The sequence below is a fragment of the Pseudoxanthomonas sp. Root630 genome (assembly GCF_001427585.1).
Taxonomy (GTDB): domain Bacteria; phylum Pseudomonadota; class Gammaproteobacteria; order Xanthomonadales; family Xanthomonadaceae; genus Pseudoxanthomonas_A.
Genome location: NZ_LMGY01000007.1, coordinates 28,266 through 50,642 on the forward strand (window position 1 = coordinate 28,266; position 22,377 = coordinate 50,642).

General features: G+C 68.7%; 20 protein-coding genes and 2 pseudogenes. 10 read left to right on the plus strand and 12 right to left on the minus strand.

Annotated features, from left to right (window positions below; translation table 11 throughout):
- Positions 1-2 precede the first annotated feature (2 nt).
- Positions 3-524, plus strand: coding sequence for a nuclear transport factor 2 family protein (locus tag ASD72_RS05265; protein ID WP_056878896.1), 522 nt, complete (start codon positions 3-5; stop codon positions 522-524).
- A gap of 85 nt (positions 525-609) precedes the next feature.
- The gene (locus tag ASD72_RS21425; RefSeq protein ID WP_056878897.1) at positions 610-945 is read left to right on the plus strand and encodes a hypothetical protein; all 336 of its coding nucleotides are present in this window, start codon (positions 610-612) and stop codon (positions 943-945) included.
- A 42-nt stretch (positions 946-987) separates the two neighbouring features.
- Here ASD72_RS21425 and ASD72_RS05275 read toward each other — a convergent pair whose 3' ends face one another.
- Positions 988-1,722, minus strand: coding sequence for a ThuA domain-containing protein (locus ASD72_RS05275; RefSeq protein ID WP_056878898.1), 735 nt, complete (start codon positions 1,720-1,722; stop codon positions 988-990).
- Positions 1,723-1,829: 107 nt separating this feature from the next.
- On the opposite strand from ASD72_RS05275, the gene hutU reads away from it, so the two are divergent.
- The 3 genes from hutU to ASD72_RS05290 all read left to right on the plus strand — a co-directional run bounded on the left by hutU (position 1,830) and on the right by ASD72_RS05290 (position 5,138).
- Positions 1,830-3,497 carry a urocanate hydratase gene (gene hutU / locus ASD72_RS05280; protein ID WP_056878951.1) on the plus strand — a complete coding sequence of 556 codons (1,668 nt, stop codon included), beginning with the start codon at positions 1,830-1,832 and terminating at the stop codon, positions 3,495-3,497.
- Complete coding sequence (locus tag ASD72_RS05285; protein WP_162250346.1) at positions 3,458-4,255, plus strand: energy transducer TonB; 798 nt, start codon at positions 3,458-3,460, stop codon at positions 4,253-4,255. Before hutU ends, ASD72_RS05285 begins: the two co-directional genes overlap by 40 nt.
- A 313-nt stretch (positions 4,256-4,568) precedes the next feature.
- Positions 4,569-5,138, plus strand: a complete 570-nt coding sequence (locus tag ASD72_RS05290; RefSeq protein WP_056878952.1) for a transposase — start codon at positions 4,569-4,571, stop codon at positions 5,136-5,138.
- 807 nt (positions 5,139-5,945) lie between these two features.
- Here ASD72_RS05290 and ASD72_RS05295 read toward each other — a convergent pair.
- The 10 genes from ASD72_RS05295 to ASD72_RS05340 all read right to left on the minus strand — a co-directional run bounded on the left by ASD72_RS05295 (position 5,946) and on the right by ASD72_RS05340 (position 16,391).
- Positions 5,946-6,722 (minus strand): hypothetical protein, encoded by a 777-nt coding sequence (locus tag ASD72_RS05295; RefSeq protein WP_155944483.1) that lies wholly within the window; start codon positions 6,720-6,722, stop codon positions 5,946-5,948.
- 432 nt (positions 6,723-7,154) lie between these two features.
- The gene (locus tag ASD72_RS05300) at positions 7,155-8,744 is read right to left on the minus strand and encodes an EAL domain-containing protein (protein WP_056878901.1); all 1,590 of its coding nucleotides are present in this window, start codon (positions 8,742-8,744) and stop codon (positions 7,155-7,157) included.
- 139 nt (positions 8,745-8,883) lie between these two features.
- Positions 8,884-9,414 (minus strand): lipocalin family protein, encoded by a 531-nt coding sequence (locus tag ASD72_RS05305; RefSeq protein ID WP_056878902.1) that lies wholly within the window; start codon positions 9,412-9,414, stop codon positions 8,884-8,886.
- A 1-nt stretch (position 9,415) separates the two neighbouring features.
- A complete protein-coding gene (locus tag ASD72_RS05310) occupies positions 9,416-10,498 on the minus strand; it encodes a cyclopropane-fatty-acyl-phospholipid synthase family protein (protein ID WP_056878903.1) in 1,083 nt (360 codons plus the stop codon).
- Positions 10,495-11,292 (minus strand): DUF1295 domain-containing protein, encoded by a 798-nt coding sequence (locus tag ASD72_RS05315; RefSeq protein ID WP_056878904.1) that lies wholly within the window; start codon positions 11,290-11,292, stop codon positions 10,495-10,497. The genes ASD72_RS05310 and ASD72_RS05315 overlap by 4 nt, the downstream gene beginning before the upstream one ends.
- Positions 11,289-12,539, minus strand: a complete 1,251-nt coding sequence (locus ASD72_RS05320; protein ID WP_056878905.1) for a cyclopropane-fatty-acyl-phospholipid synthase family protein — start codon at positions 12,537-12,539, stop codon at positions 11,289-11,291. Before ASD72_RS05320 ends, ASD72_RS05315 begins: the two co-directional genes overlap by 4 nt.
- Positions 12,536-13,312: a DUF1365 domain-containing protein gene (locus tag ASD72_RS05325; protein ID WP_056878906.1), complete on the minus strand. Its 777-nt coding sequence runs from the start codon at positions 13,310-13,312 to the stop codon at positions 12,536-12,538. Before ASD72_RS05325 ends, ASD72_RS05320 begins: the two co-directional genes overlap by 4 nt.
- Positions 13,309-14,592 carry an FAD-dependent oxidoreductase gene (locus ASD72_RS05330; RefSeq protein WP_056878953.1) on the minus strand — a complete coding sequence of 428 codons (1,284 nt, stop codon included), beginning with the start codon at positions 14,590-14,592 and terminating at the stop codon, positions 13,309-13,311. The genes ASD72_RS05325 and ASD72_RS05330 overlap by 4 nt, the downstream gene beginning before the upstream one ends.
- Before the next feature lie 2 nt (positions 14,593-14,594).
- Positions 14,595-15,545: an acyl-CoA desaturase gene (locus ASD72_RS05335; RefSeq protein ID WP_056878907.1), complete on the minus strand. Its 951-nt coding sequence runs from the start codon at positions 15,543-15,545 to the stop codon at positions 14,595-14,597.
- Positions 15,546-15,611: 66 nt separating this feature from the next.
- Positions 15,612-16,391 (minus strand): hypothetical protein, encoded by a 780-nt coding sequence (locus tag ASD72_RS05340; protein ID WP_056878908.1) that lies wholly within the window; start codon positions 16,389-16,391, stop codon positions 15,612-15,614.
- 235 nt (positions 16,392-16,626) lie between these two features.
- On the opposite strand from ASD72_RS05340, the gene ASD72_RS05345 reads away from it, so the two are divergent.
- From ASD72_RS05345 to ASD72_RS05360, 5 genes and pseudogenes are all read left to right on the plus strand, one after another.
- The gene (locus tag ASD72_RS05345; RefSeq protein WP_056878909.1) at positions 16,627-17,151 is read left to right on the plus strand and encodes a sigma-70 family RNA polymerase sigma factor; all 525 of its coding nucleotides are present in this window, start codon (positions 16,627-16,629) and stop codon (positions 17,149-17,151) included.
- Positions 17,148-17,819 carry a ChrR family anti-sigma-E factor gene (locus ASD72_RS05350; RefSeq protein ID WP_056878910.1) on the plus strand — a complete coding sequence of 224 codons (672 nt, stop codon included), beginning with the start codon at positions 17,148-17,150 and terminating at the stop codon, positions 17,817-17,819. The genes ASD72_RS05345 and ASD72_RS05350 overlap by 4 nt, the downstream gene beginning before the upstream one ends.
- Positions 17,820-17,928: 109 nt before the next feature.
- Positions 17,929-18,321, plus strand: a pseudogene (locus tag ASD72_RS21430) (PAS domain-containing protein); the annotation flags it as partial.
- Between the two features lie 162 nt (positions 18,322-18,483).
- Positions 18,484-19,305: pseudogene (locus tag ASD72_RS21435) on the plus strand (HWE histidine kinase domain-containing protein); the annotation flags it as partial.
- Positions 19,302-19,673 (plus strand): response regulator, encoded by a 372-nt coding sequence (locus ASD72_RS05360; RefSeq protein WP_056878911.1) that lies wholly within the window; start codon positions 19,302-19,304, stop codon positions 19,671-19,673. The pseudogene ASD72_RS21435 and the gene ASD72_RS05360, both read left to right, overlap by 4 nt.
- A 63-nt stretch (positions 19,674-19,736) precedes the next feature.
- Here the strand turns inward: ASD72_RS05360 and ASD72_RS05365 are convergent, their stop codons facing one another.
- Complete coding sequence (locus ASD72_RS05365) at positions 19,737-22,307, minus strand: TonB-dependent receptor (protein WP_235577942.1); 2,571 nt, start codon at positions 22,305-22,307, stop codon at positions 19,737-19,739.
- Positions 22,308-22,377: the final 70 nt, after the last annotated feature.

A 22,377-nucleotide genomic window follows, 5' to 3' on the forward strand; every position in this document is an offset into this window, starting at 1 on the left:
GCATGACAGCGCTCTTCCGACTTTCGTCCATTGCACTGCTGGCCGTGGCCAGCGGCGGGGTCCTCGCCGCGACACCCGAGGCCGCCCGGCAGGCCGAATGCGCGGTCTGGCAGCGCGAGGTGAGCTTCGCCCAGTCCGTGGCCGACCATGACGCCGTCGCCTTCGCCGAACACCTGCATCCTGACGCCGCGTTCGGCGTCAGCCAGACGCCCACCCGCGGGCGCGAGGCCATCACCCGCGAATGGACGCCGCTGATCGAGGGCAAGGCGCTCAAGCTCAGCTGGTATCCCGCGGTGGTGACCCTGGGGGGTGACGGCCGCACGGCCTATTCCAGCGGTCCGGCGCTGTACGAAGACCCGAAGACCGGCGATGCCCGGCTCGGCCGCTTCGGCTCGGTCTGGCACCGGAGCGACGACGGCGCGTGGCATGTGCTCTTCGATGACGGCGTGCCCCCGCAGAAGGCCGATGCGGCCGCGGTGCAGCGCTTCCATGACGGTCGCAAGGCGGCATGCCCGACCGCCTGAGGTACGGCTGAACCGGGCGGGCGACGGTGCGACGCGGAAGCCCGCTGGGGCGTACCGTCTAGACCAAGCCCGTCCGGAGCCCCCCATGAAACCCCTCTCCTTGTTCGCCCTCGTCGTCTGCCTGGCGACGGCCAGCACGCACGCTCAGACACCTGCCCAGACTCCCGCGCCTGCACCCGCGCCGGCGGCGGCGCCCACCGCCGATGCACCGCCTGCGTCCGAACCCGCCAAGACCGACGACGCGCCGCGCCTGTCCGAGGCCAACTGCATCCGCCAGACCGGCAGCCGCATCCGCCAGCGCGATGCCAAGACGCCCTGCAACGGGCAACCCGGACGCTCCTACTCGAAGGACGAACTGGACCGTACCGGCCACGGCAACCTGGTCGACGCGCTGCGCACCCTCGATCCCGCGGTCCACTGAAACTTCCAGCCCCTCCGTCACCGCGGGCGGGCAGCGGAGGAGTCAGCAGTCGTCAGCGCGTCCCGCGGCGTAACGCAGTCCGCGCACGAGGTGGGCGATGACGTGCGGATTGGCGTAGACCGCCGCCTCGTGGCCGAGGCCGGTGTACCAGCTGCGGCCACCGTCGAACGCGTGGCACCAGGCGATGGGATGGTCCGCGCCCATCGTGCCGCCGTCGTATTCCCGCTCGTCCACGGTCGCGATCACCCGTACCTGTCCGCGCGGATTGGCGCGGTAGTTGTACAGCTCGTCGGTGATGGGCCAGCGCGGCCCGAGCGGCTTGCCATCGCGCTCGGGCTGCACCTGCGTCGATTGCAGGCCCGGCGGGTGGTTCTGGAAATACGCACCGACCAACTGGCCGTACCAGGGCCAGTCGTATTCCGTATCGGCGGCCGCGTGCACGCCGATGAAACCGCCGCCCTTGCGCACGAAACCCTCCAGTGCCGCCTGCTGCGTTTCATCCAGCACATCGCCGGTCGTGCTGGCGAACACCACCACGCGATAGCGCGCGAGGTTTTCCGGCGTGAATGCGCCGGCATCCTCGGTGTGGTCCGCCGCCATGCCTTCGTCCACCACCAGGCGCTGCAGCGTCGTCACCGCCACCGGAATCGCGTCGTGGCGGAATTTCGCCGTCTTGGTGAAGACCAGCACGCGCTCGGGCGGCGCGGCGGCCACGGGCGCGGCGGCCAGCATGACGGCCAGCAGGAGCGCGGATAACGCAGGGCGGAAGGCGTTCATGGCCGGATTCTGCCATGCACGCCATCGCGCACTGCAGCATCGCCACGGCTCGCGCAGGATGGGGCGTCCCACCGATAATGGGCGCAGACCTGCATCTGGAATCCGCCATGTCCGATCCCCGCCACGACCCGTCCCGCGTCATCCGCGCCCCGCGCGGCGCCACGCTCACCTGCAAGTCCTGGCTCAGCGAAGCGCCGTACCGGATGCTGCAGAACAACCTGGACGCAGACGTCGCGGAAGATCCCACCTCGCTGGTCGTCTACGGCGGCATCGGCCGCGCCGCGCGCGACTGGGCCTGCTACGACGCCATCCTCACGTCGCTGCGCGAACTCGACGACAACGAGACGCTGCTGGTGCAGTCGGGCAAGCCGGTCGGCATCTTCCCCACGCATCCCGATGCGCCGCGCGTGCTGATCGCCAACTCCAACCTGGTGCCGCACTGGGCCACGTGGGAGCACTTCAACGAACTCGACAAGAAGGGCCTGGCGATGTACGGCCAGATGACGGCCGGCTCGTGGATCTACATCGGCAGCCAGGGCATCGTGCAGGGCACGTACGAAACCTTCGTCGAGATGGGTCGCCAGCACTACGGCGGCGACCTGACCGGCAAGTGGATCCTCACCGCCGGCCTCGGCGGCATGGGCGGCGCGCAGCCGCTGGCCGCGGCGCTGGCGGGCGCGAGCTCGCTCAACATCGAATGCCGCCAGTCCAGCATCGACATGCGCCTGCGCACGCGGTACGTGGACGAACAGGCCACCGACCTCGACGACGCGCTCGCGCGCATCGCGAAATACACGGCCGCCGGCGTGGCGAAGTCCATCGCGCTGCTCGGCAATGCCGCGGAGATCCTGCCGGAGCTGGTGAAGCGCGGCGTGCGCCCGGATGCCGTCACCGACCAGACCAGCGCGCACGACCCGGTGCACGGCTACCTGCCGATCGGCTGGACGGTGGAACAGTGGCTGGCCGAACAGAAGGCCGAGCCCGAGCGCGTGCGCGATGCCGCCAAGCAGGCCATGCGCGTGCACGTGGAAGCGATGCTCGCGTTCCAGCAGATGGGCGTACCCACGTTCGACTACGGCAACAACATCCGCCAGATGGCGTTCGACCAGGGCTTGAAGAACGCGTTCGACTTCCCGGGTTTCGTCCCGGCCTACGTGCGCCCGCTGTTCTGCCGCGGCGTGGGTCCGTTCCGTTGGGTCGCGCTCAGCGGCGATCCCGAAGACATCTACAAGACCGATGCCAAGGTGAAGGAACTGATTCCCGACGATGCCCACCTGCATCGCTGGCTGGACATGGCGCGCGAGCGCATCAGCTTCCAGGGTCTGCCGGCGCGCATCTGCTGGGTCGGCCTGGGCCTGCGCCACAAGCTGGGCCTGGCGTTCAACGAGATGGTGCGCAACGGCGAACTGAAAGCACCGGTCGTGATCGGTCGCGACCACCTCGACTCCGGCAGCGTGGCCTCGCCGAACCGTGAAACCGAAGCGATGAAGGACGGCTCCGATGCCGTCAGCGACTGGCCGCTGTTGAATGCGATGTTGAACGTCGCCGGTGGCGCCACCTGGGTGTCGCTGCACCATGGTGGCGGCGTGGGCATGGGCTACTCGCAGCATTCGGGCGTGGTCATCGTCTGCGACGGCACGGAAGAAGCCGACAAGCGCATCGCCCGCGTACTATGGAACGATCCGGGTACCGGCGTGATGCGGCATGCCGATGCAGGCTACGAGATCGCGCAGCAGTGCGCGAAGGAACAGGGCTTGAAATTGCCGATGGCGTGACCGTCGGCGCCGGCGGGGAGCCGGCAACCGATCCGAAACTGGAATCCAAGGGGAAATCGATGCGTTGGACGCTGCTTGTTGCACTCATGTGGTCATCTTTTGCTGCGCAGGCGGCGACCTGTCCGGACCCGGTGCGCGATGCGCCGGCATACCCGGATGACATGCGGCAGGCGCGCGTCCAGGGCAGCCTGGTGCTCGACCTCCGCGTCGACGCCTGCGGGCGGGTGACGGAGGCGGCGATCGCCAAAAGCAGCGGCCATGCTTCCTTCGATGCGTCCGCGCTGACGGCGTCGCGTGGATGGGTGCTCAGCAAGGATGTCATCGGCGGCGCCGTCGACGGCCGCTTGCGGGTACCGCTCGACTTCAAGCTGCCGCAGCATCGCTCGTACCCCTATGTCGGCAACGACGACTGGCCGGCCACGCACCGGCGCGCGCGCTACGTGCTTGAAAACCTGGCCGGATATGCGACGCCGGAAGCCGTGCTCGACCAATACGACCTGCAACCCGAAGTCATGCTGACCCCGCCGTACAAGTTCGTCCGCAACATGCTGTTCCGGCAGCGCGGCGCGGACCCGAGGGAATACTGGTTGTTCATCTACCTGGGCGATCGCGCCAGCGTTGCCGCCCGCTACCGGCTGGTGATGGAGAACGGCGAACCCGTCGTGCGCCTGGCCTTCCTCTGCGAAGGCGAAGAGAAGCACTGCGCGCGGGATCGCAAGATGGTGATGAAGGGATTGCCGTTCGCGAAAGCCAGGTGAATCCGGCGCAGCGAAACCCGGGGCCTCGGTGATGCATGGCGTGGTGGTGTGTTGGGGATCGCGGTTCCCCGGGTTTCGCCTTTGGCTCTACCCGGGCTACGGAGGGGTGGTGCGGTCGCGTAGCCCGGGTAGAGCGCAGCGAAACCCGGGACCTCAGTAGTGCGTGGCGTGGTGGTGTGTTGGGGATCGCGGTCCCCCGGGTTTCGCCTACGGCTCTACCCGGGCGACGGGTGGTGCGGTTTCGGATGTTTCCGGGCTGCGGTGAAGGCGTTGTCCGATGGGCCTCGTCTTGTTGTGCGGGCAGCCTGTCCGCATGGTCCACTACCGCCGCCAGCGCGTCCCCGGGGGGACGTACTTCTTCACCGTGACGCTCGCCGACCGGTCGGCCACCACCTTGGTCGATCACGCGGATGAACTGCGGGCCGCGATTCGCACTGTGCGCCAGCGGCACCCGTTCTCGATCCTGGCCATCGTCATCCTTCCCGATCACCTGCATGCCGTGTTGCGGCTGCCGGAAGGCGATGACCGCTACTCCATGCGCTGGCGGATGATAAAACGCGAATTCACCGTGCGCCTGCGTGCACGCGGTATCCGCATCGACGGGCGATCGGGAGGCGAGCGGCGACTCTGGGCACGGCGATTCTGGGAATCCACGATCCGCGATGCCGAAAGCCTGTCGCGGCGCATCGACTACGTGCATCTCAACCCCGTCAGACATGGCTTGGTCGCACGCGCCGCGGACTGGCCACACTCCTCCTTCCACGCCTTCGTCGCACGCGGCGACTTGCCGATCGACTGGCAGGAAGACCCCAGCCAGGCAACGATCCCAACCGGCGAACCCCGTAGCCCGGGTAGAGCGCAGCGAAACCCGGGAGCTCGGTGATGTGTGGCGTGGTGGTGGGTTGGGGATTGTGGTCCCCGGGTTTCGCCTACGGCTCTACCCGGGCTACGACGGGGTGGTGCGGTCGTGTAGCCCGGGTAGAGCGCAGCGAAACCCGGGGCCTCGGTGATGCATGGCGTGGTGGTGTGTTGGGGATCGCGGTTCCCCGGGTTTCGCCTTTGGCTCTNAGAGCGCAGCGAAACCCGGGGCCTCGGTGATGCATGGCGTGGTGGTGTGTTGGGGATCGCGGTTCCCCGGGTTTCGCCTTTGGCTCTACCCGGGCTACGGATGGGGTGGTGCGGTGGCGTAGCCCGGGTAGAGCGCAGCGAAACCCGGGGCCTCGGTGATGCATGGCGTGGTGGTGTGTTGGGGATCGCGGTTCCCCGGGGTTCGCCTTTGGCTCTACCCGGGCTACGACGGGGTGGTGCGGTCGCGTAGCCCGGGTAGAGCGCAGCGAAACCCGGGGCCTCGGTGATGCATGGCGTGGTGGTGTGTTGGGGATCGTGGTTCCCCGGGTTTCGCCTTTGGCTCTACCCGGGCTACGGATGGGGTGGTGCGGTCGTGTAGCCCGGGTAGAGCGCAGCGAAACCCGGGAGCTCGGTGATGTGTGGCGTGGTGGTGGGTTGGGGATCGTGGTTCCCCGGGTTTCGCCTTTGGCTCTACCCGGGCTACGACGGGGTGGTGCGGTCGCGTAGCCCGGGTAGAGCGCAGCGAAACCCGGGGTCTCGGTGATGCATGGCGTGGTGGTGGGTTGGGGATCGTGGTTCCCCGGGTTTCGCCTTTGGCTCTACCCGGGCTACGGGGCGTGGTTCAATCGTTCAGCGTGTAGCGCTCCGCTTCGGGGGCCCATCGGAGACTGATGCGTTCACCCTTCGGTGAGGGTTCTTCGTCGGCGGGATCGCAGTCGCCGGAACACAGGCTCATCATCAGCTCGGCTTCGCACTCCCATTCGCCTGGTTTGGCGTGGGGCAGCGTGCGGCACGATTCTTTGCGTGCGTCGAACAGCTTGGCGCGAAGCACCGTCGATTGGCCCGAGGCGGTGATGGTGACGGGCAGGCCGCCAGCGACGTCCAACTTTTCGTACAGGTCGAAGAACGCGCGACGTACCTCCTCGGCGGACGGCTCACGGTCCGGCACGGACGCGCCGGATGCCGGTGCGGCGTCGGCCACGACTGCGATAGGGGTTGGCGCCCCGGCGGCATCGTTGGTCGCGAAGCTCAGGCCGCCCAGTTGGTGCTGGATCGCCGAGGCCCATTGCATCTCGAAGCCGTCGGGCCCCTTCACCAGCAGCCAGCCTTCGGCGCTGCGGCCTTCCAGGGTCAACCCGTAGCGCTCGATGAGCGCGGTGGCGGCGTCGTGCTTGCCTTGTTCCGGCTGCACCACGATGCGGCCGGCGAGGTACGTGCCCGGGGGATCCAGGGTCGCCTCCCGCGGATACGGCGTGCCTTCGACGACCAGCGTCGTGCCGTCGTAGTCGACGTACTCATTTCCTTCCGGTCCGCTGCCGCCGCATCCGGCCAGGAGCGCGAGACACAGGAACAAGCCCACCAAGCGCCCGATACGGGCGCGCCGCGACAACGTATGCATGTCTGTCTTCCTCGGCCGCCGTCGTGGCGCCGTCCCCATCGCTAGAGTGACATGACGCGGGGCGGGTGTGGCAAGCGGGGGCGGGCGCCGGTTCGCCCTGCGTCATGGCAGGCGATGCAGGGCGGAACTGCTGTCTCTTCTCACACAAAGATCCGACACCGGATGTTGGCGGCTGTTTCTTCTCACACGAAGGGTGTCGCGCGGCCCTTTCAGGTGCACCGTTGGCCCTGTTCCGGTCTTTCTTCTCTCACCAAGGCCCGGCATTGGAAGTTTTTCAGTGTCTCTGCTCTCACCAAGGCCCGGCATTGGAAGTTTTTCAGTGTCTCTTCTCTCACTAAGGCCCAGCATCGGATCTTTTTCGGTGTTTCTTCTCTCACTAAGACCCAACGTCGGAAGTTTTTCAGTGTTTCTTCTCTCATCAAGGTCCAACGTTCAGGGCGAACCGGCGCCGCGTGCAAGGCGCGCCAACTGCTCCTCCAGTTCCACCTGCCTCGAGATGTCGGTGAACACCCCGAACCAGCGGCAACTGCCGTCTGCCTCGGTCCGGGGCGAGCCGCGGCTGGAAACCCAGCGCCAGCGGTCGTCGAACCAGCGCAGGCGGAAGCGGGTTTCGAAGGCGTCGCGCGTGTGCAAGGCGGCCTGCCATTCCGCGCGCACGCGCACGCGGTCGGCGTCGTGCATGCGCGCGTACCACGCTGCCATGCGCGCTTCCATGGTGCAGCCCTCCGGTTCGTGCGGGGCCGGGCTGATGTAGGTGAGCGTGCCGTCGGCGTCGCTGACCCACGGCACATTGGGGCCCAGTTCCACGACGGCGCGATAGATGGCTTCGCGGTCGCGCACCTCGTCCTCGGCGCGCTTGCGGTCGGTGATGTCGATGGTGACCACGGAGACGCCGATGGGCTGCGCCGTCTCGTCGGTCACGCGCGTGCCGACCACCAGGAACGTCTCTTCCCGTCCCGGGAAGCGGAATTCGATGCTGGAGGTGTCGCCGCTGTCCAGGATCCGGCGCGATGTCTGCACGATCCATGCCGCGATGTGCGGCGCGTAGACCTGTTCCACATGCGCATCGATGATCTCGCCCAGGGGCCGGCCCGCCATGCGCGCGAACTGCGTGTTCGCCGCCACGTAGCGCATGTCCAGGTCCAGGAAGGCCAGGCCAACCGGTGCATTGGTGTAGAGGGAGGACAGTTGGTGCTGGCGCAGATAGGGCGACAGCGACTGCGACGCAGGCGAGGCGTCGTGCACGGGTGCCGCGGCCAGCAGGCGCGCCGCTTCGTCGCCCGGCACGGGCCTGCCCGTAAGCCAGCCCTGGACGAAGTCGCAGCCCAGTTCGCGCAGCACGTCCGCCTGTGCCTCCGTCTCCACGCATTCGGCCACGACCGGCACTTCCAGGCTGTGGCCCAGGCCGATGATGGCCGATACCACCTTGCGGCTTTCGCGGTCGATCGCGAGCCGTTCGATCAGGCTGCCGTCGATCTTCAGTTCGTCGAAACCGAACCGGCTGAGCCGTACCATGCTGGAGAAGCCGGTGCCGAAATCGTCCAGCGCCACGCGGATGCCATGGGATTTCAGGTAGCCGAAGGCCCGCTCGGCGGCGGCTTCATCCTCGACCAGTTCGTCTTCGGTCATCTCGATGCAGATGCGGTCGAGGGGGAACGACGACGACGCCATCGCTTCCAGCAACAGGCGCACCGCAGGGGCGTCCTGCAGCAGCGAGGGCGGCACGTTGAAGGCCAGGCAGAAATGCCCGGGCCAGGTGCTGGCCTCGGCGCACGCCCGGCGCACCAGGTTCAGGGTCAGCAGCGGCAGCAGCGAGGCCTGCAGCGCGATGGGGATGAAATCCTTCGGCGGCACGGGGCCCAACTCGGGGTCGTGCCATCGTGCCAGCACCTCCAGCCCGTGGATGGCACGCGTACGCAGGCAGACGATGGGCTGATAGGCGGGGAAGATCTTTTCGTGGCACACCGCATCGGCGATCCGCTGGCGGAGCGCGTCGGCGGTGTGGAACGGTGGCGTCGCCATGCAGCTCCCCTGTGCAGCCCTGCCGGACCTCCGGCGTCGTCGAGGTCTCCCCACCGACATCGGCCGGAAGATGCACGACTTGAGCGGTCCGCCACAAGGCGGGCGCCCCGGCGAAGGAGATTACACGAAGCCGTCCGGCTCAGTGCGGCACGCGCCGGATCTTCGACATGTCGTAGCCCAGCGCCTCGATCTGGCGCAGGCGGGTCTGGTAATCGGTGTCGGAGATCGTGGGCGTGCGCGCCATCAGCCAGACGTAGTCGCGCTTGCTGCGCGCGACGATCGTCTGCTGGTAGTCGGCATCGACGAACGAGATCACGTACTCGGCCTGGATCGGCCAGACGAACTGCATGCCCCACACCGCGCCGCCGCTGTCCGGCTCGATCTTGCCGATGGGGTGCATCGTCTTCTCGGGACCGTTGAGCGCGCCCTTGCGGAAGCGGAAGGTGGTCTGGATGCGGCCATCCGGCAGGCGCGCATACGACTCCACCGCGGCGTAGGCGTCGCGCTCCGGAAACGAAGGGATGTGCGCGATCACGTACCAGTCGCCCATGAAACGGTCGACATCGACCGGCGCGGCGGTGGTGACCGTGGGTTTGACGGTGCCGGACCGGCAGGCGGTGGTCGAGGTCGCGATCATCAGGGCAAGCAGGGCGAAGGGCAGGGTGCGCATGTCAGCGCTCCGTCGAGGGCCGTTGGAAGCGGTAGTGCGCGACCAGCCATTCCTGGCCGTCGCGGTAGCCGAACAGTTCCGCGCACGCCATCCAGAACATGCGCCAGCGCTGGTTCCAGAGCGCGGCGGCATCGCCATAGGCCTCGCGCAGCACCGCCATCACCTCGTCGCGGTGCGCATCGTGCCGGGCCAGCCAGTGGTTGGCGGTGCGCTGGTAGTGGGTGCCGTCCAGCAACCAGCGTTCCTGCAGCTTCAGATGCTGCTGGAAGAACAGCAGCAGGTCCGCCGACGGCATCATGCCGCCGGTGAAGAAGTGCCGGCCCATCCAGTTGTCCTCGCCCTGCGTCTCGAACGGATACATCAGGTGGCGGTGCACGAAGATGTGCACGAACAGCAGCCCGCCGGGCCGCAAGGCGTCGTGGATGCGCTGCATCAGGGCGGCATGGTTGCTGACGTGTTCGAACATCTCCACCGAGACGCAGCGGTCGAAGGTCCCCGCGTCGAGCTGCAGCTGGTTCACGTCGCAGGTGATGACGCGCACGTTGTCCAGCCCGCGCTCGACGCAGCGTGCTTCGATGAAACGGCGCTGCGAGTGCGAATTGGACACGGCCGTGATGCGCGCGTTCGGGTAGCGCGCCGCCATCCACAGGGTCACCGAACCCCAGCCGCAGCCGAGTTCGAGGATGTCCTGGCCATCGGCCAACGCGGCGCGTTCGCCGTACAGCGCGAGCATCGCGTCCTCGGCCTGCTCCAGGGTTTCGGTGCCGGTGGGGTAGTAGCAGCTGCTGTACTTCAGCCGATCGCCCAGGCAATGGCGGAAGAAGTCCGCCGGCAGTTCGTAGTGCTGGCGATTGGCGGCATCGGTGTGCACCGCCATCGCGCCCTGGCGCAACGCACGCAGCCGATGCGCGAGCAACGCCGACTGCGCTTCCTGCCCGCCGCCGGCTTCATCGCGCAGCCGTTGCGCGCATAACTGGCGGATGCCGGCGCGGACCAGCGCATCCGGTAACAGGCCACGTTCGGCCAGGCCCAGCAGGCCGGGGGCGGCGCGGTCGGCGGCAAGTTCATCCACCATTGCGTTCATCGTGTCGCCTCCTTGGCGGCGGGTTTGGGGAACCACGGAAACAGCATCGGCGTGGTGCGCTGGTAGTCGCGGTAGTCCTCGCCGCGCGTGCGCAAGGCCTGCGCCTCGGTGTAGGGAATGCCGCTGATGAAGCGCAGGAACACGTACATCACCACCGGTCCGCACCACGACAGCCACGCCCACGGCGAGCCGGCCGCCAGTGCGATGTAGGCGAACCAGTGCAGCCATTCGAAGAAGTAGTTGGGATGCCGCGAGTACCGCCACAGGCCGTCGCGGCAGGTGCGGCCGCGGTTCGCGGGGTCGGCACGGAAGCGGGCGAGCTGGCGGTCGGCGATGGCCTCGCCGGCGACGCTCGCGATCCAGATCGCCACCGCCAGCGCGATCCACGGCCATGCGGTGTGCTGCGGGCTGCGCGCGGCCGCGGCGAAGGGCAGGGCGAACAGCACCACCAGCAGGGCCTGCGCCATGAAGAACAGGAAGAACTTGCCCTGGTGTCCCTGCCAGTGCGCGCGCAGGTGGCGGTAGCGGCCGTCTTCCGGCTCATGGCGCACGCGATGCCACAGGTGCAGCGCCAGCCGCGCGCCCCACAGCCCACCCAGCACGGCCAGGGTGACGCGGGCCTGCCAGGCCCCGTCGCCGATGGCCGCGAGCAACACGGCACTGCCACCGACGCAGGCCGACCACAACACATCGACGATGCCGGCATTCTCGCGGCTGCGCTGCCAGCCCCAGCCCAGCGTCATCACCACGGCGGCCAGCAGCGCGACCAGCGCGAGGGCATGCAGCGGGTTCATGCGGCCCCCGATTCGTGGCCGGGGCGCGCCATCAGCAGGTGCGACACGCCGATGGAGCGTTCCAGGAAGCCGCCTTCGCAATAGGCCAGGTAGAACTCCCACAAACGGATGAAACGCTCGTCGAAGCCCTGCGCGCGCACCTCGTGCAGCCGCGTCATGAAGCGGCGCCGCCACGCGCGCAGCGTGTACGCGTACGACAGGCCGAAGTCTTCCTGGTGCACCACCTGCAGGTCGCTGGCGCGTGTCTTGGCGGCGTACATGGCGTTGAGCGAGGGAATGAAGCTGCCGGGGAAGACGAAGCGCTTGATATAGTCCACCGAATCGCGCGCCTGCACGTAACGATGGTCCTCGATGGTGATGGCCTGCAACAGCGCCTGGCCGCCCGGCCGCAGCAGCGCACCCAGCTTGCCGAAGAACGTCTCCAGGTACGGCGCGCCGATCGCTTCGATCATTTCGATGGAGACCAGCTTGTCGTATTCGCCCTGCAGGTCGCGGTAGTCCTGCCGCAGCAGTGTCACCCGGTCCTGCAGGCCGGCCTCGGCCACGCGCTGGCTGGCGAGCGCATGTTGCTCGCGCGAGATCGTGGTGGTGGTGACGTGGGCGCCGTAATGGCGGGCCGCATGCAGGGCGAAGCCGCCCCAGCCGGTGCCGATCTCGATCACGCGGTCCTGCGGCGCCAGCGCCAGCTTGCGGCACACGGCATCGAGCTTGCGGTACGACGCGGCGTCCAGATCATCGTCGGGCGAGGCGAACATCGCCGACGAGTACATCAGGTCCGGCGACAGGAACAGGGCGAAGAAGTCGTTGCCCAGGTCGTAATGCGCCGCGATGTTGCGGCGGCTGCCTTCGCGCGTGTTGCGCCGGAGCGCGTGCCAGCTGCGCAACGCCCAGCCGCCCAGCCGCGCCATGCCCGTTTCCATGCCGTCGAGGAGGGCGCGGTTGCGCACCAGCAGCCGCACCAGGCCGACGAGATCGTCGCAGCGCCATTGGCCGGCGATGTAGGCCTCGCCGGCGCCCACGCTGCCCTGTGCGGCGACGGCGCGGTAGAACGCCGGATCATCGATCCACAGGTGCACGGTGGACAGCGCACCGGGCCCGGCGTTGCCGAAGCGATGCTCGCCCAGCGCGTCGCGCACGACCAGCACGCCATGGTCCAGCGCATCGAGGCGGGCCAGCAGCTGCGAACGCAGCAGGCGGTCGAGTGCGCCGTAAGTGGGCGTGGCGGAGGGGGCGGCGATCTCGTTCATGGGGTCTCGCGGGCGAGGGAGGGGTGGTCGTGCACCGGCGTGCGCTTGAGCCACAGGCGCAAGGCCTGCCAGTGGATGCCGGTCACCACCTGGGTGGTCATCAACGGGTAGCGCCACAGCACGCGCGCCAGCGAGGCGCCATCCAAGGGTCGGCGCAGCAGGGTGAGCGTGGCGTCGAAAGCGCGCCGGCCTTCGCGGTCCACCTGCATGTGCACGCGCAAGGCGTCGTCCGGCAGGGTGAAGCGCCAGCGGTAGTCGCACTCCATCGGCAGGAACGGCGAGACATGGAAGGCCTTGTCGAACCCCCATTCCCAGCCGTCTCCGTAGGGCGCGCCGTCGCGCACCGGCAACACGTAGCTGTGCCGCTCGCGCCAGGGCGTGTTGGTGATCTCCGCGAGCACGGCATCCAGCGTGGTGCCGTCGGGCTGGAAGCAGTAGTAGAAGCTCACCGGATTGAAGACGTAGCCGCCGTAGCGCAGGTGGGTGAGCAAACGCACCGGACCGGTAGGACGATATCCGAGCTGCCGTGCGACACGATCGCGCACCGCCTCCGCGAGCGGCTGGTCGTGCGGCGCCAGGTAGTCGCTGCGATGGAACGCGGCCAGGTTGCGGCGGTCCACCGACCACAGCCAGCGTCCGTCGAACACGCGATCGAGTTCGTCCAGGTCCAGGTAGAGCTGTGCCATCCGATAGCGGAAGGCGTGCGGCCGGGGCGCATGCCGGCGATGCCGCACCCAGCCTTCGTAGACGGCACTGGCGAGCGGTGCGTTCATGCCGGCAGCGCCTCGGCGTGCCGTTGCGTCGTCGCAGCGGGAGGCTGCGCGTCGAACGCGTCCACCAAGGCGCGCGCGCTGCGGATGCCGTCTTCGTGGAAACCCCATCCCCAATACGCACCCGCGAACCAGGTGCGGCGTTGCCCCTGGATCTCGGCCTTGCGCGATTGCGCCGCGACCATCGCCTGGTCGTAGACGGGGTGCCGGTAGTGCATGCGGCGCAGGATGTGGGCCGGATCGATGGCCGTGCTGCGGTTGAGCGTGACCACGAACGGCGCGGGCGATGGCACGTCCTGCAGCAGGTTCATGCAGTAGCTGACGGTGCAGGGCGCCATCGGGTCCCGCGGCACGTGCGCGTTCCAGGCGGCCCACGCCTTGCGGTTGCGCGGCAGCAGGCGCGCGTCCGTGTGCAGGACGGTGTCGTTGGACTGGTAGCGGATGGCGCCCAGCACCTCGCGTTCGCGCGCATCGGCATCGTGCAGCAGCGCGAGCATGTCGTCGCTGTGGCCGGCCATCACGACGTGGTCGAAGCGCTCGCGGCCCTGGCGCGTATCGACGTCCACGCCCTGTGCATCGCGCCGGACCGCGAGCACCGGGCACGCCACGCGCTCCTCCACGCGCCAGCGTGCCCGCAACGCGTGCACATAGCTGGCCGAGCCACCCGTCACCACGCGCCAGGACGAACGCTCACCCAGCGTCAGCATGTGGTGGTTGGCCATGAACTGCACCAGGTACCGCGCCGGGAACGCGAGGATGCCCTGCGGCGGCGAGGACCACAGCGCAGAGGCCATCGGCACCAGGTGCTCGTCGCGGAACGCGGCGCCATAACCGCCCTGCTGCAGGTACTCGCCCAGGGTGGGCCCCGCGTCGTCGCCTTCCAGCAAGGCAGGCGCTTCGCGATAGAAGCGCGCGAGATCGCGCAGCATGCCCCAGAACCGCGGCGACACCAGGTTGCGGCGCTGGCAGAACAGCGTGGCCAGCGAGGTGGCGTTGTACTCCACGCCGCTGCGTTCGCTGTGCACCGAGAAACTCATCGTGGTCGGCTGCGAGGCCACGCCGAGTTCGTCGAACAGGCCGCACAGCAGCGGATAGTGCTGAGGGTTGAAGACAATGAAGCCGCTGTCGATGCGGTACGTGCGCCCGGCCTGTTCGACGGTGTGCGTGTGGGTGTGGCCGCCCAGGTAGTCGTTGGCTTCGAACAGCACGACGTCGTGCCGTTGCGACAGCCACCAGGCCGAGGCCAGGCCGGCGATGCCGGAGCCGATGACGGCGATGCGCATGCTCAGCGCCTCGCCTTGGCCAGCACCCACGCGGGCACCGGTTTCAGATCGCGCACCAGCCCCAGCAGCGCCAGCGTGCGCAGTCCGTACCAGGTCAGGTCGATTTCCCACCAGCGGAAGCCCTGGCGCGCGGTGCCCGGGAAGAAATGATGGTTGTTGTGCCAGCCCTCGCCGAAGGTCAGCAGCGCCAGCCAGAGATTGTTGCGGCTGTCGTCGCGGGTATCGAAACGGCGGCGGCCGAAGCGGTGCGCCAGCGAGTTGATCGTGACGGTGGCGTGGAACAGCATCACGGTGGAGATGAAGAACCCCCACACCAGCAACTGCGGGCCGCTGGTGCCGAGGCCCGGCGCCAGCCGCTCCAGCAGCGCGCCGATGCCGAACAGGGCGGCCGCCAGCAGCACGGGCACGACGGTGTCGTAGCGGTCCAGCCAGCGCAGTTCCGGATAGCCGGCCAGGTCCGGGATGCGTGCCCAGTCGGTGCGGAAGCCGCCCCGGGTCAGGAACCAGCCCGCATGGCTCCACCAGAAGCCGTGCTGGCTGGGCGAGTGCGGATCGGCGGCGGTATCGGCGTGCCGGTGGTGATTGCGATGGTGCGCGGCCCACCACAGCGGACCCCGCTGCACGCTGGAGGCGCCGATCAGCGCGAACACGAACTGCACCGCGCGCGAGGTGCGGAATGTGCGGTGGGAGAAGTAGCGGTGATAGAACCCGGTGATCGCGAACATGCGCACGGCATACAGCACCACCGCCACGATCACGGCGGTGGACGATACGCCGACCCACAGCACGGCCACGCAGGCCAGGTGCATGCCGATGAAGGGGATCGCGCGCAGCCAGTCGATGCGCCCGGCCTGCGCGGCGTCTTCGACCGCGCGTGCCTCGGTGTCGAACCAGCGCGACAGCGTGGACAGGCGCGTTGCCGTCGCGCGGGTGGGGGAAGCACTGGCCGACATGACGGTCTCTCCGCTGCGTTGAGGGGGCTTACGCAGGGCGACGGCGATCGGATGCAGGCGATGCGCTCATCGTCCGCAGGTACGCACCAGCGGCGTCGCACGGGCCTGGCGCAGGGCGTCGGCGCCGGCCGGCGTGGGCGGATCGGGGAACACGATGCGTACATCCTGGTGTTTGCCCGCCGCGTCGCGAATGGTCGCGATGCCGGCGAATTCGAGCAGCCGCTGGTCCGCGTCGGCATAGGTCAGTTGCATGGTCGGCGCGATGAAGCCGTACCAGCGGTCCAGGCGCATCGTCAGGCGTTGCGCGGGAATGCCTTGCCAGCGCACGGCGGCGCCCGGGCGCAGGCTCACCGGGACATAGGCCATGCGGCTGGGCAGCAGGAAGGGTTGGTCCACCTCGCGGCCCGCGCGCAACGCGTCCCAGTGCAGGCGGACGCTCGCATCGAAGCCTGCATCGATGACGCCCCCGGCTGGCAGCGCGATGGCGCGCTCCCGCGTCGTCGCATCGGCCGAGGTGCGTACGTAGACGCTGCGACCGCGGGGACCGCTGCGCACGCCTTCGCGGTAGCCATCGCGGGCGTCCTCGAAATCGAAGTCCGGCGCCTGTGCCGACGCGCGCTCCACGACGGTCTTGCGCGCGAAGGCGCGGCCGTCGGGGCAGCGGTAGAGCACCAGCCGGTGGGCGAGTCCGTCCTGCCGGTAGCGCCAGTGCGATTCGCGGTACAGCAGCGTATCGCCCTTCCGCGCATAGGCCCGGGCTTCCTGGCGCAGGATGTCCGCATTGGCGCCGGCAGGGACCGCCAGGCAGGCGAGGGCGAGGCCCAACAGGGTGTGGCGTGCGGGCATGGCGGCTCCTTTCCGGGTCACGGCGGGCTTTACGTGCGCGCCGGCGGAGTGGATGCAGGTGACGCTGCATCCAAGTCGCCTCCTCTCGCGTAGACGCCGCCATCACGTGCCGCAACGGGACCCCTGGCTTACCATGCCGTCCGACTTCACAAGGAGACCGTCGTCCCCCGGGACGACCTGGCCGGTGTCCACGCCTACGCCTTCACCGCGGGATGCCCACGACTGGGCCGGCGACATGGTCGCGGTCGCGCGGCTGCGCGACCGCGCCAGCTTCCTGCGGCTGTACGACCACTTCATGCCGCGGCTCTGCCTGTACCTGCGCGGCCTGGGCAACGCGGAGACGGTCGCCGAGGATCTCGCGCAGGAAGCCCTGCTGCGGTTGTGGCAACGCGCCGCGATGTACGACCCGCACCAGGGCGCGGTGTCGACCTGGCTGTTCCGCATCGGCCGCAACCTGCACATCGACCGCGTGCGGCGCGAGCCCGGCTGGGTGCAGGTGCTGGAGGAAGGGGACGCGGTGAGCGACGAGGATCTCGCGCGGCCGTTCTCCACCGCCGAGGACTATGCCGAGCACGTGGACCTGCGGCGTCGCATCGACGAACTGCCGGCCATCCAGGCGCGCCTGATGCGCATGTCGTATTTCGAAGCCAAGAGCCACCAGGAAATTTCCGATGAACTCGACATGCCGCTGGGCACGGTGAAGTCGCACCTGCGGCGCGCGTTCCTGCGCCTGCAGGGCCAGGTAAGGGGGCAGCCGTGAATCCGCACCATCATCTCGATCCGTCCACCGTGGTCAGCTACGCGGCCGGCGCATTGGCCGTGGAAGTGGCGGTCGTCGCCGCCACCCACCTGGAAACCTGCGCGCATTGCCGCGCGCGCCTGCAGGAGGCCGAGCGCATCGGCGGGCAACTGGTCGAGTACCAGCAGCCGGCGCTGCCTGCGACGGCGCGCCTGGCCGGCTTGCGCGCCGCCATGCTCGAGCACCTGGACGCACCGCTGCCGCCGCCCGTCGCGCCGATGCCCAAGGCCGCGCCCTACGAAGACGATGACCGCCTGCCTGCGCCGTTGCATCCGTACTTCGGGGCGTCCTACCGCGCCCTGAAGTGGCGCTGGATGGCGCCCGGCGTGCATTGCATCCGCGCCCGCGGGACGACGAGCGGTACCTTGCTGATGCTCAAGATCGGTCCCGGCCGCAGCATGCCGGTGCACAGCCACGGCGGCACCGAGCTGACCCAGATCCTGCGCGGCGCGTACCACGATGCGTTGGGCCACTTCGCGCCCGGCGATGCGGCCGACCTGGACAGCGATGTCGAACACCAGCCGGTCACCGTGCCCGGCACGGCCTGCATCTGCGTATCCGCGCTTGATGCCCCGCTGCGTTTCCCCGGCTGGCTGGCGCGCCGGCTGCAGCCGTTGTTCAAGCTGTAGCGGCGCTGTCCGGGCGCATCCGGTTTCACGGGGCGCCCACACGACCCGGCGATATGGTGGGTCGTCGCCGGGCGGGCCCGGCATCGGGAACCTGGACGTGGACGATTCCGTGGCGGCGCACGGCCCCCGATCCACCGCCGAGCATCGGGTCAGGCTGTACGAAACGATCCTGCGGGCCACGCCGGATCTGGTCTACATCTTCGACCTGCAGCATCGTTTCACCTACGCCAATCCCGCCCTGCTGGCGATGTGGGGCCGCACCTGGGACGAGGCCATCGGCAAGACCTGCCTCGAGCTGGGTTACGAGCCCTGGCACGCCGAGATGCACGACCGCGAGATCGACCAGGTGGTGGCCACGCGCGAACCGGTGCGCGGCGACGTGCCGTTCAACGGCACGCAGGGGCGGCGCATCTACGACTACCTCATGGTGCCGGTGATCGGACCGGACGGCGAGGTCGAGGCCGTCGCCGGCACCACCCGCGATGTCACCGACCGCAAGGAGCTCGAAGAAGCGCAACGCAAGAGCGAGGAGCGCCTGAGCGCGATGGTCAACGCCACGTCCGACCTGATCTACCGCTGCAGCCCGGACTGGACGCAGGTGCAGATCGTCGGCGGCAGCGCGCTGGTGGGCAATCCCGGCATCCTGCCGCCGGACTGGCTCACCACGTACCTGCATCCCGAAGACCGGCCCCTGGTGGAACGCGCCATCGCCGAAGCGCAGGCCTCGCAGGACACCTTCCACGCCGAGCACCGCGTGGCGCGCGAGGATGGCGCGTGGGCCTGGGTGTCTTCGCGTGCCGTGCCCATCCGCCACGTGGACGGCAGGGTGACCGAGTGGTTCGGTGCGGCCACCGACATCAGTGAACGCCGCCGGCACGACGAGCACCAGCGCCTGCTGGTGAACGAGCTCAACCACCGGGTCAAGAACACGCTGGCCATCGTGCAGTCGATGGCGCTGCAGACCTTGCGCGATTGCGACGATGCCGCGCTCGCGGCGGACCGGTTCGAGGTGCGCCTGCATGCGCTGTCGCATGCGCACGACATGCTGACGCGCAAGCGCTGGGAGGGCGCATCGCTGGACGACATCGTGCGCGCCGCGATCGCCCCGTGCGTGCAGCAGGATACGGACCGGTTCGAGATCCAGGGCCCTGCCGTGGACCTGGATCCGCAGCGCGCCCTGGCGCTGACGATGGCGCTGCACGAGCTGTGCACGAACGCGATGAAGTACGGCGCACTCTCCGCCCAGGACGGTCGCGTGGTCATCCGCTGGACCTGCGACGGCGTGGGGACGGCGCGCCACCTTGCGCTGCGCTGGGAAGAACGGGGTGGGCCGCCGGTGACGCCGCCCACGCGGCGCGGCTTCGGCTCGCGACTGATCGAGCGCGGCCTGCGGCACGATCTCGGCGGAGAGGTCGGCCTCGACTTCGCGCCCATGGGCGTCGTATGCCGCATCCACGTGCCGCTGGCGCGCGAGATCGCGCCATGAGTCCGGGTGCGTCGCCGCCCGGCGTCTTCGTCGTCGAAGACGAATCGCTGCTGCTGATGCTGCTCGAAGACCTGCTGCCGGAGATGGGCTACACGGTGCTGGCGAGTGCGGGTTCCGTGGCGGATGCGCTGGCGAACCTGTCCGCCATCGCACCCGACGTGGCCGTGGTGGACGTGAACCTGGCCGGCACCCCGTCGTTCCCCGTGGCGGAAGCGCTGCGCGCGCGCGGCATCCCGTTCCTGTTCACCACCGGCTACGGCCAGGAGGGCCTGCCCGCGCACTACGCCGACGTGCCCGTGCTCGCCAAGCCTTTCCGTCGGCATGATCTGGAGGTGGCGCTGGCACGCCTGCATCCGGTGGCGAAGTGACGGATGCGGTGCGCCGCCGACGCGTGAAGCGCCGGTGCCCGCGACGGGCACCGGCGATGGCGATCAGAACTTCCAGCCCACGCGCGCGTAGTAGAAGCCGCCGTTGAAGCCGTACGGCGAGTGCACGGGGTAGGCCGCACCCGCGACCGACGCACCCCAGGGGTTGTCGTCCGGGGTTTCGTCGAACAGGTTCTGCGCCCCGACGTTGACGTACAGACCGGAGGCGAACTTCCAGCCCACCTCGGCATCCACGATCACTCTGCTGTCTCCATAGATCGGCAGGCCACCTTCTTCGACGGTGATCGCACCGCTGTCCAGGTGATCCTCGTACCAGGAGCCGTAGTAGCCCAGGCGCAGGTTGGCGTGGAAGACCTCCCGCTGGTGGTTGATGCTGAGGTAGCCCTTGGTCTTCGGCAGCGACTCTTCGATCTTGTAGACGCGGGCTTCGTTGATGAAGTTCGGGTCATAGCGGTCCACCTTGGTCTTGTTCCAGTTCGCCGCGAGCGAATAGGTGGTCGTGCCGCCGAAGTGGTCGGTCTCCACGCTGGCCACCAGGTCCACGCCGGTGGTGGTGGTGTCGAACGCATTGCCGAAGTAGGTGACCGAGTTGAGCGACGCCGCCTCGGGGTTCCCCGACGCCACCAGCGCCGCGCGCTCGGCGTCGGTCAGTTCGAAGCTGGTGCTGAGCGCGATGCGGTCCTCGACTTCGATGCGGTAACCGTCCACGGTCACCAGCCAGTCGCCGCTGCTCCATACCAGGCCCAGCGACGCGCTCTTGGATTCTTCCGGCGTCAGTGCGCGCGAACCCTTCAGCTGGGCGATGGGATTGGTCGGCGGCAAGGTTGCGATGTCGATCAGCGCATTGCCTTCGAATGCGGTCGTGATCTGGCTGATGTTCGCCTGGCCCGGCGTCGGTGCGCGGAAGCCGGTGTTGATGGCGCCGCGCAGGGCGAAGGCATCGCTGATGTCGAAACGGCCGGTCAGCTTGCCGTTGGTGGTGCTGCCGAAGTCGTCGAAGTCCTCGCGGCGTACGGCCGCCGCGAGCAGGAACTGTTCGGTGAACTGCGCCTCCAGGTCCAGGTAGACCGCCCAGTTGCGGCGATCCCATTCGCCGGCGGTGCGCGGGTTGAAGCCGTTGAAGCCGTTCGAGCCCAGCGCGAAGCCCTGCTGCGTCAGCGGCCCGATGGCGGTGGAAGGTCCGTCGCCTTGCTTGACCTCGAAGCTTTCCTCGCGCCATTCCGCGCCGGCCGAGAGGCGCAGCGGGTCGGCGGTGAACGAGGTTTCGATGTCGCGGCCGACGTCGAAGTTCACGCCCTTCTCGGTCTGGGTGTTGCCGCCCGGACTGAAGCGCAGGCCTGCGGGCTGGGCGGCGCCGAGCGAGGCGTTGACGGTGTTGTAGATGACGAAGTCGATGTCGTTGCGGCCGTAGGTCACGCTGGCATCCCAATGCCAGGCATTGCCCCAGGTGCCCTTGACGCCGCCGACCACCGAGATGTCCTCCAGGCTGCCGCCGAAGCGCGGGGTGAAGCCGCCCGGCAGCGTGGACAGGAAGGTGAAGCAGTTGGAAGGCAGCGCCGCGACCGCCGCACTGACCGTGCTGTACGGGATCGGGTTGCCGGCGCCGTCGCGCAGGGCGATGGTCGGGCAGCCGCCGGCACCGGTGGTGTCGCCGATCAGCAGCGTGTCGCCGCCATCGTTGGAGTACACGCCGGAACGCGCGGTCGGGTCGCGGAAATAGAAGCCGCCATCGACTTCGCGCTGCGCATAGTTGCCGAACAGATACACGTCCACGCTGTCGCCGGTGATGCCGAGGTTGGCGACGAATTTCAGATCGTCGTCCACCTTCGGCGAACCCCAGATCTGCGCCGGCACCGGTACGCCGGGATAGCCCGCGGCGATCGCGGCGGCGGCATCGTTGCGCTGCACGCTGCGCGAGGTGTCGTCGGCCTGGCGCCATTCGGCGGTCAGCGTCGCATAACCGCGCGCGGTGAGCGGCAGGCCGATCTGCGCCGAGTACTGCGTGGTGAAGCCATCGCCCTCGTAGTACTGGCCGGCGAAGGCTTCGAACGCGCCGCCTTCGCTGATCTTCTTCAGCCCGAAGTTGACGACGCCCGCGATGGCGTCGGAGCCGTACTGCGCGGCTGCGCCATCGCGCAGCACTTCCACCTGTTCCAGCGCGAGCGACGGGAAGACGGAAAGATCGGGACCTTGCGAGCCGTCGGACAGGCCGTGGCCCAGGAAGGTGATCACGGCGGAGCGGTGGAAGCGCTTGCCGTTCACCAGCACCAGCGTGTTGTCCGGCGGCAGTCCGCGCAGGTTGGCGGGACGGATCAGGCTCGCCGCATCGTCGATCGGGATGGTGCTGACGTTGAACGACGGCACCAGCACGCGCAGCTGGTCGAGCGCGTCGGTGGCGCCCTGGTTGCGGAATTCCTCGGCGCCGATGATGTCGATCGGGACGGCCGACGAGGAGACGGTGCGCGGTTGGCCACGGCTGCCCAGGACGGACACGGTATCCAGTGTGGTGGCTTCGGTGGTGGCGGGCGCAGGCGTCGGTTCGGGTGGTGTCCCGGTCGACTGCGCGGCGGCGGTGCTGCTGCCCATCAGCGTCGCGGCAGCCAAGGCCCATTTCACGGCGGACGCCAATGGCGCCCGGGTCATTCGTGCGTACGGTTCCGCTCTCTTGCCCATGTGTCGCGCCCCT

Bases quoted from the DNA above. Each gene is read 5' to 3' on its own strand.
- ASD72_RS05265 (WP_056878896.1), top strand. From the start codon at position 3: ATGACAGCGCTCTTCCGACTTTCGTCCATTGCACTGCTGGCCGTGGCC.
- ASD72_RS05345 (WP_056878909.1), top strand. From the start codon at position 16,627: ATGGTCGCGGTCGCGCGGCTGCGCGACCGCGCCAGCTTCCTGCGGCTG.
- ASD72_RS05335 (WP_056878907.1), bottom strand. From the start codon at position 15,545: ATGTCGGCCAGTGCTTCCCCCACCCGCGCGACGGCAACGCGCCTGTCC.
- ASD72_RS05330 (WP_056878953.1), bottom strand. From the start codon at position 14,592: ATGCGCATCGCCGTCATCGGCTCCGGCATCGCCGGCCTGGCCTCGGCC.
- ASD72_RS05340 (WP_056878908.1), bottom strand. From the start codon at position 16,391: ATGCCCGCACGCCACACCCTGTTGGGCCTCGCCCTCGCCTGCCTGGCG.
- ASD72_RS21425 (WP_056878897.1), top strand. From the start codon at position 610: ATGAAACCCCTCTCCTTGTTCGCCCTCGTCGTCTGCCTGGCGACGGCC.
- ASD72_RS05300 (WP_056878901.1), bottom strand. From the start codon at position 8,744: ATGGCGACGCCACCGTTCCACACCGCCGACGCGCTCCGCCAGCGGATC.
- ASD72_RS05360 (WP_056878911.1), top strand. From the start codon at position 19,302: ATGAGTCCGGGTGCGTCGCCGCCCGGCGTCTTCGTCGTCGAAGACGAA.
- ASD72_RS05325 (WP_056878906.1), bottom strand. From the start codon at position 13,312: ATGAACGCACCGCTCGCCAGTGCCGTCTACGAAGGCTGGGTGCGGCAT.
- ASD72_RS05290 (WP_056878952.1), top strand. From the start codon at position 4,569: ATGGTCCACTACCGCCGCCAGCGCGTCCCCGGGGGGACGTACTTCTTC.
- ASD72_RS05315 (WP_056878904.1), bottom strand. From the start codon at position 11,292: ATGAACCCGCTGCATGCCCTCGCGCTGGTCGCGCTGCTGGCCGCCGTG.
- ASD72_RS05320 (WP_056878905.1), bottom strand. From the start codon at position 12,539: ATGAACGAGATCGCCGCCCCCTCCGCCACGCCCACTTACGGCGCACTC.
- ASD72_RS05295 (WP_155944483.1), bottom strand. From the start codon at position 6,722: ATGCATACGTTGTCGCGGCGCGCCCGTATCGGGCGCTTGGTGGGCTTG.
- ASD72_RS05310 (WP_056878903.1), bottom strand. From the start codon at position 10,498: ATGAACGCAATGGTGGATGAACTTGCCGCCGACCGCGCCGCCCCCGGC.
- ASD72_RS05275 (WP_056878898.1), bottom strand. From the start codon at position 1,722: ATGAACGCCTTCCGCCCTGCGTTATCCGCGCTCCTGCTGGCCGTCATG.
- ASD72_RS05305 (WP_056878902.1), bottom strand. From the start codon at position 9,414: ATGCGCACCCTGCCCTTCGCCCTGCTTGCCCTGATGATCGCGACCTCG.
- hutU (WP_056878951.1), top strand. From the start codon at position 1,830: ATGTCCGATCCCCGCCACGACCCGTCCCGCGTCATCCGCGCCCCGCGC.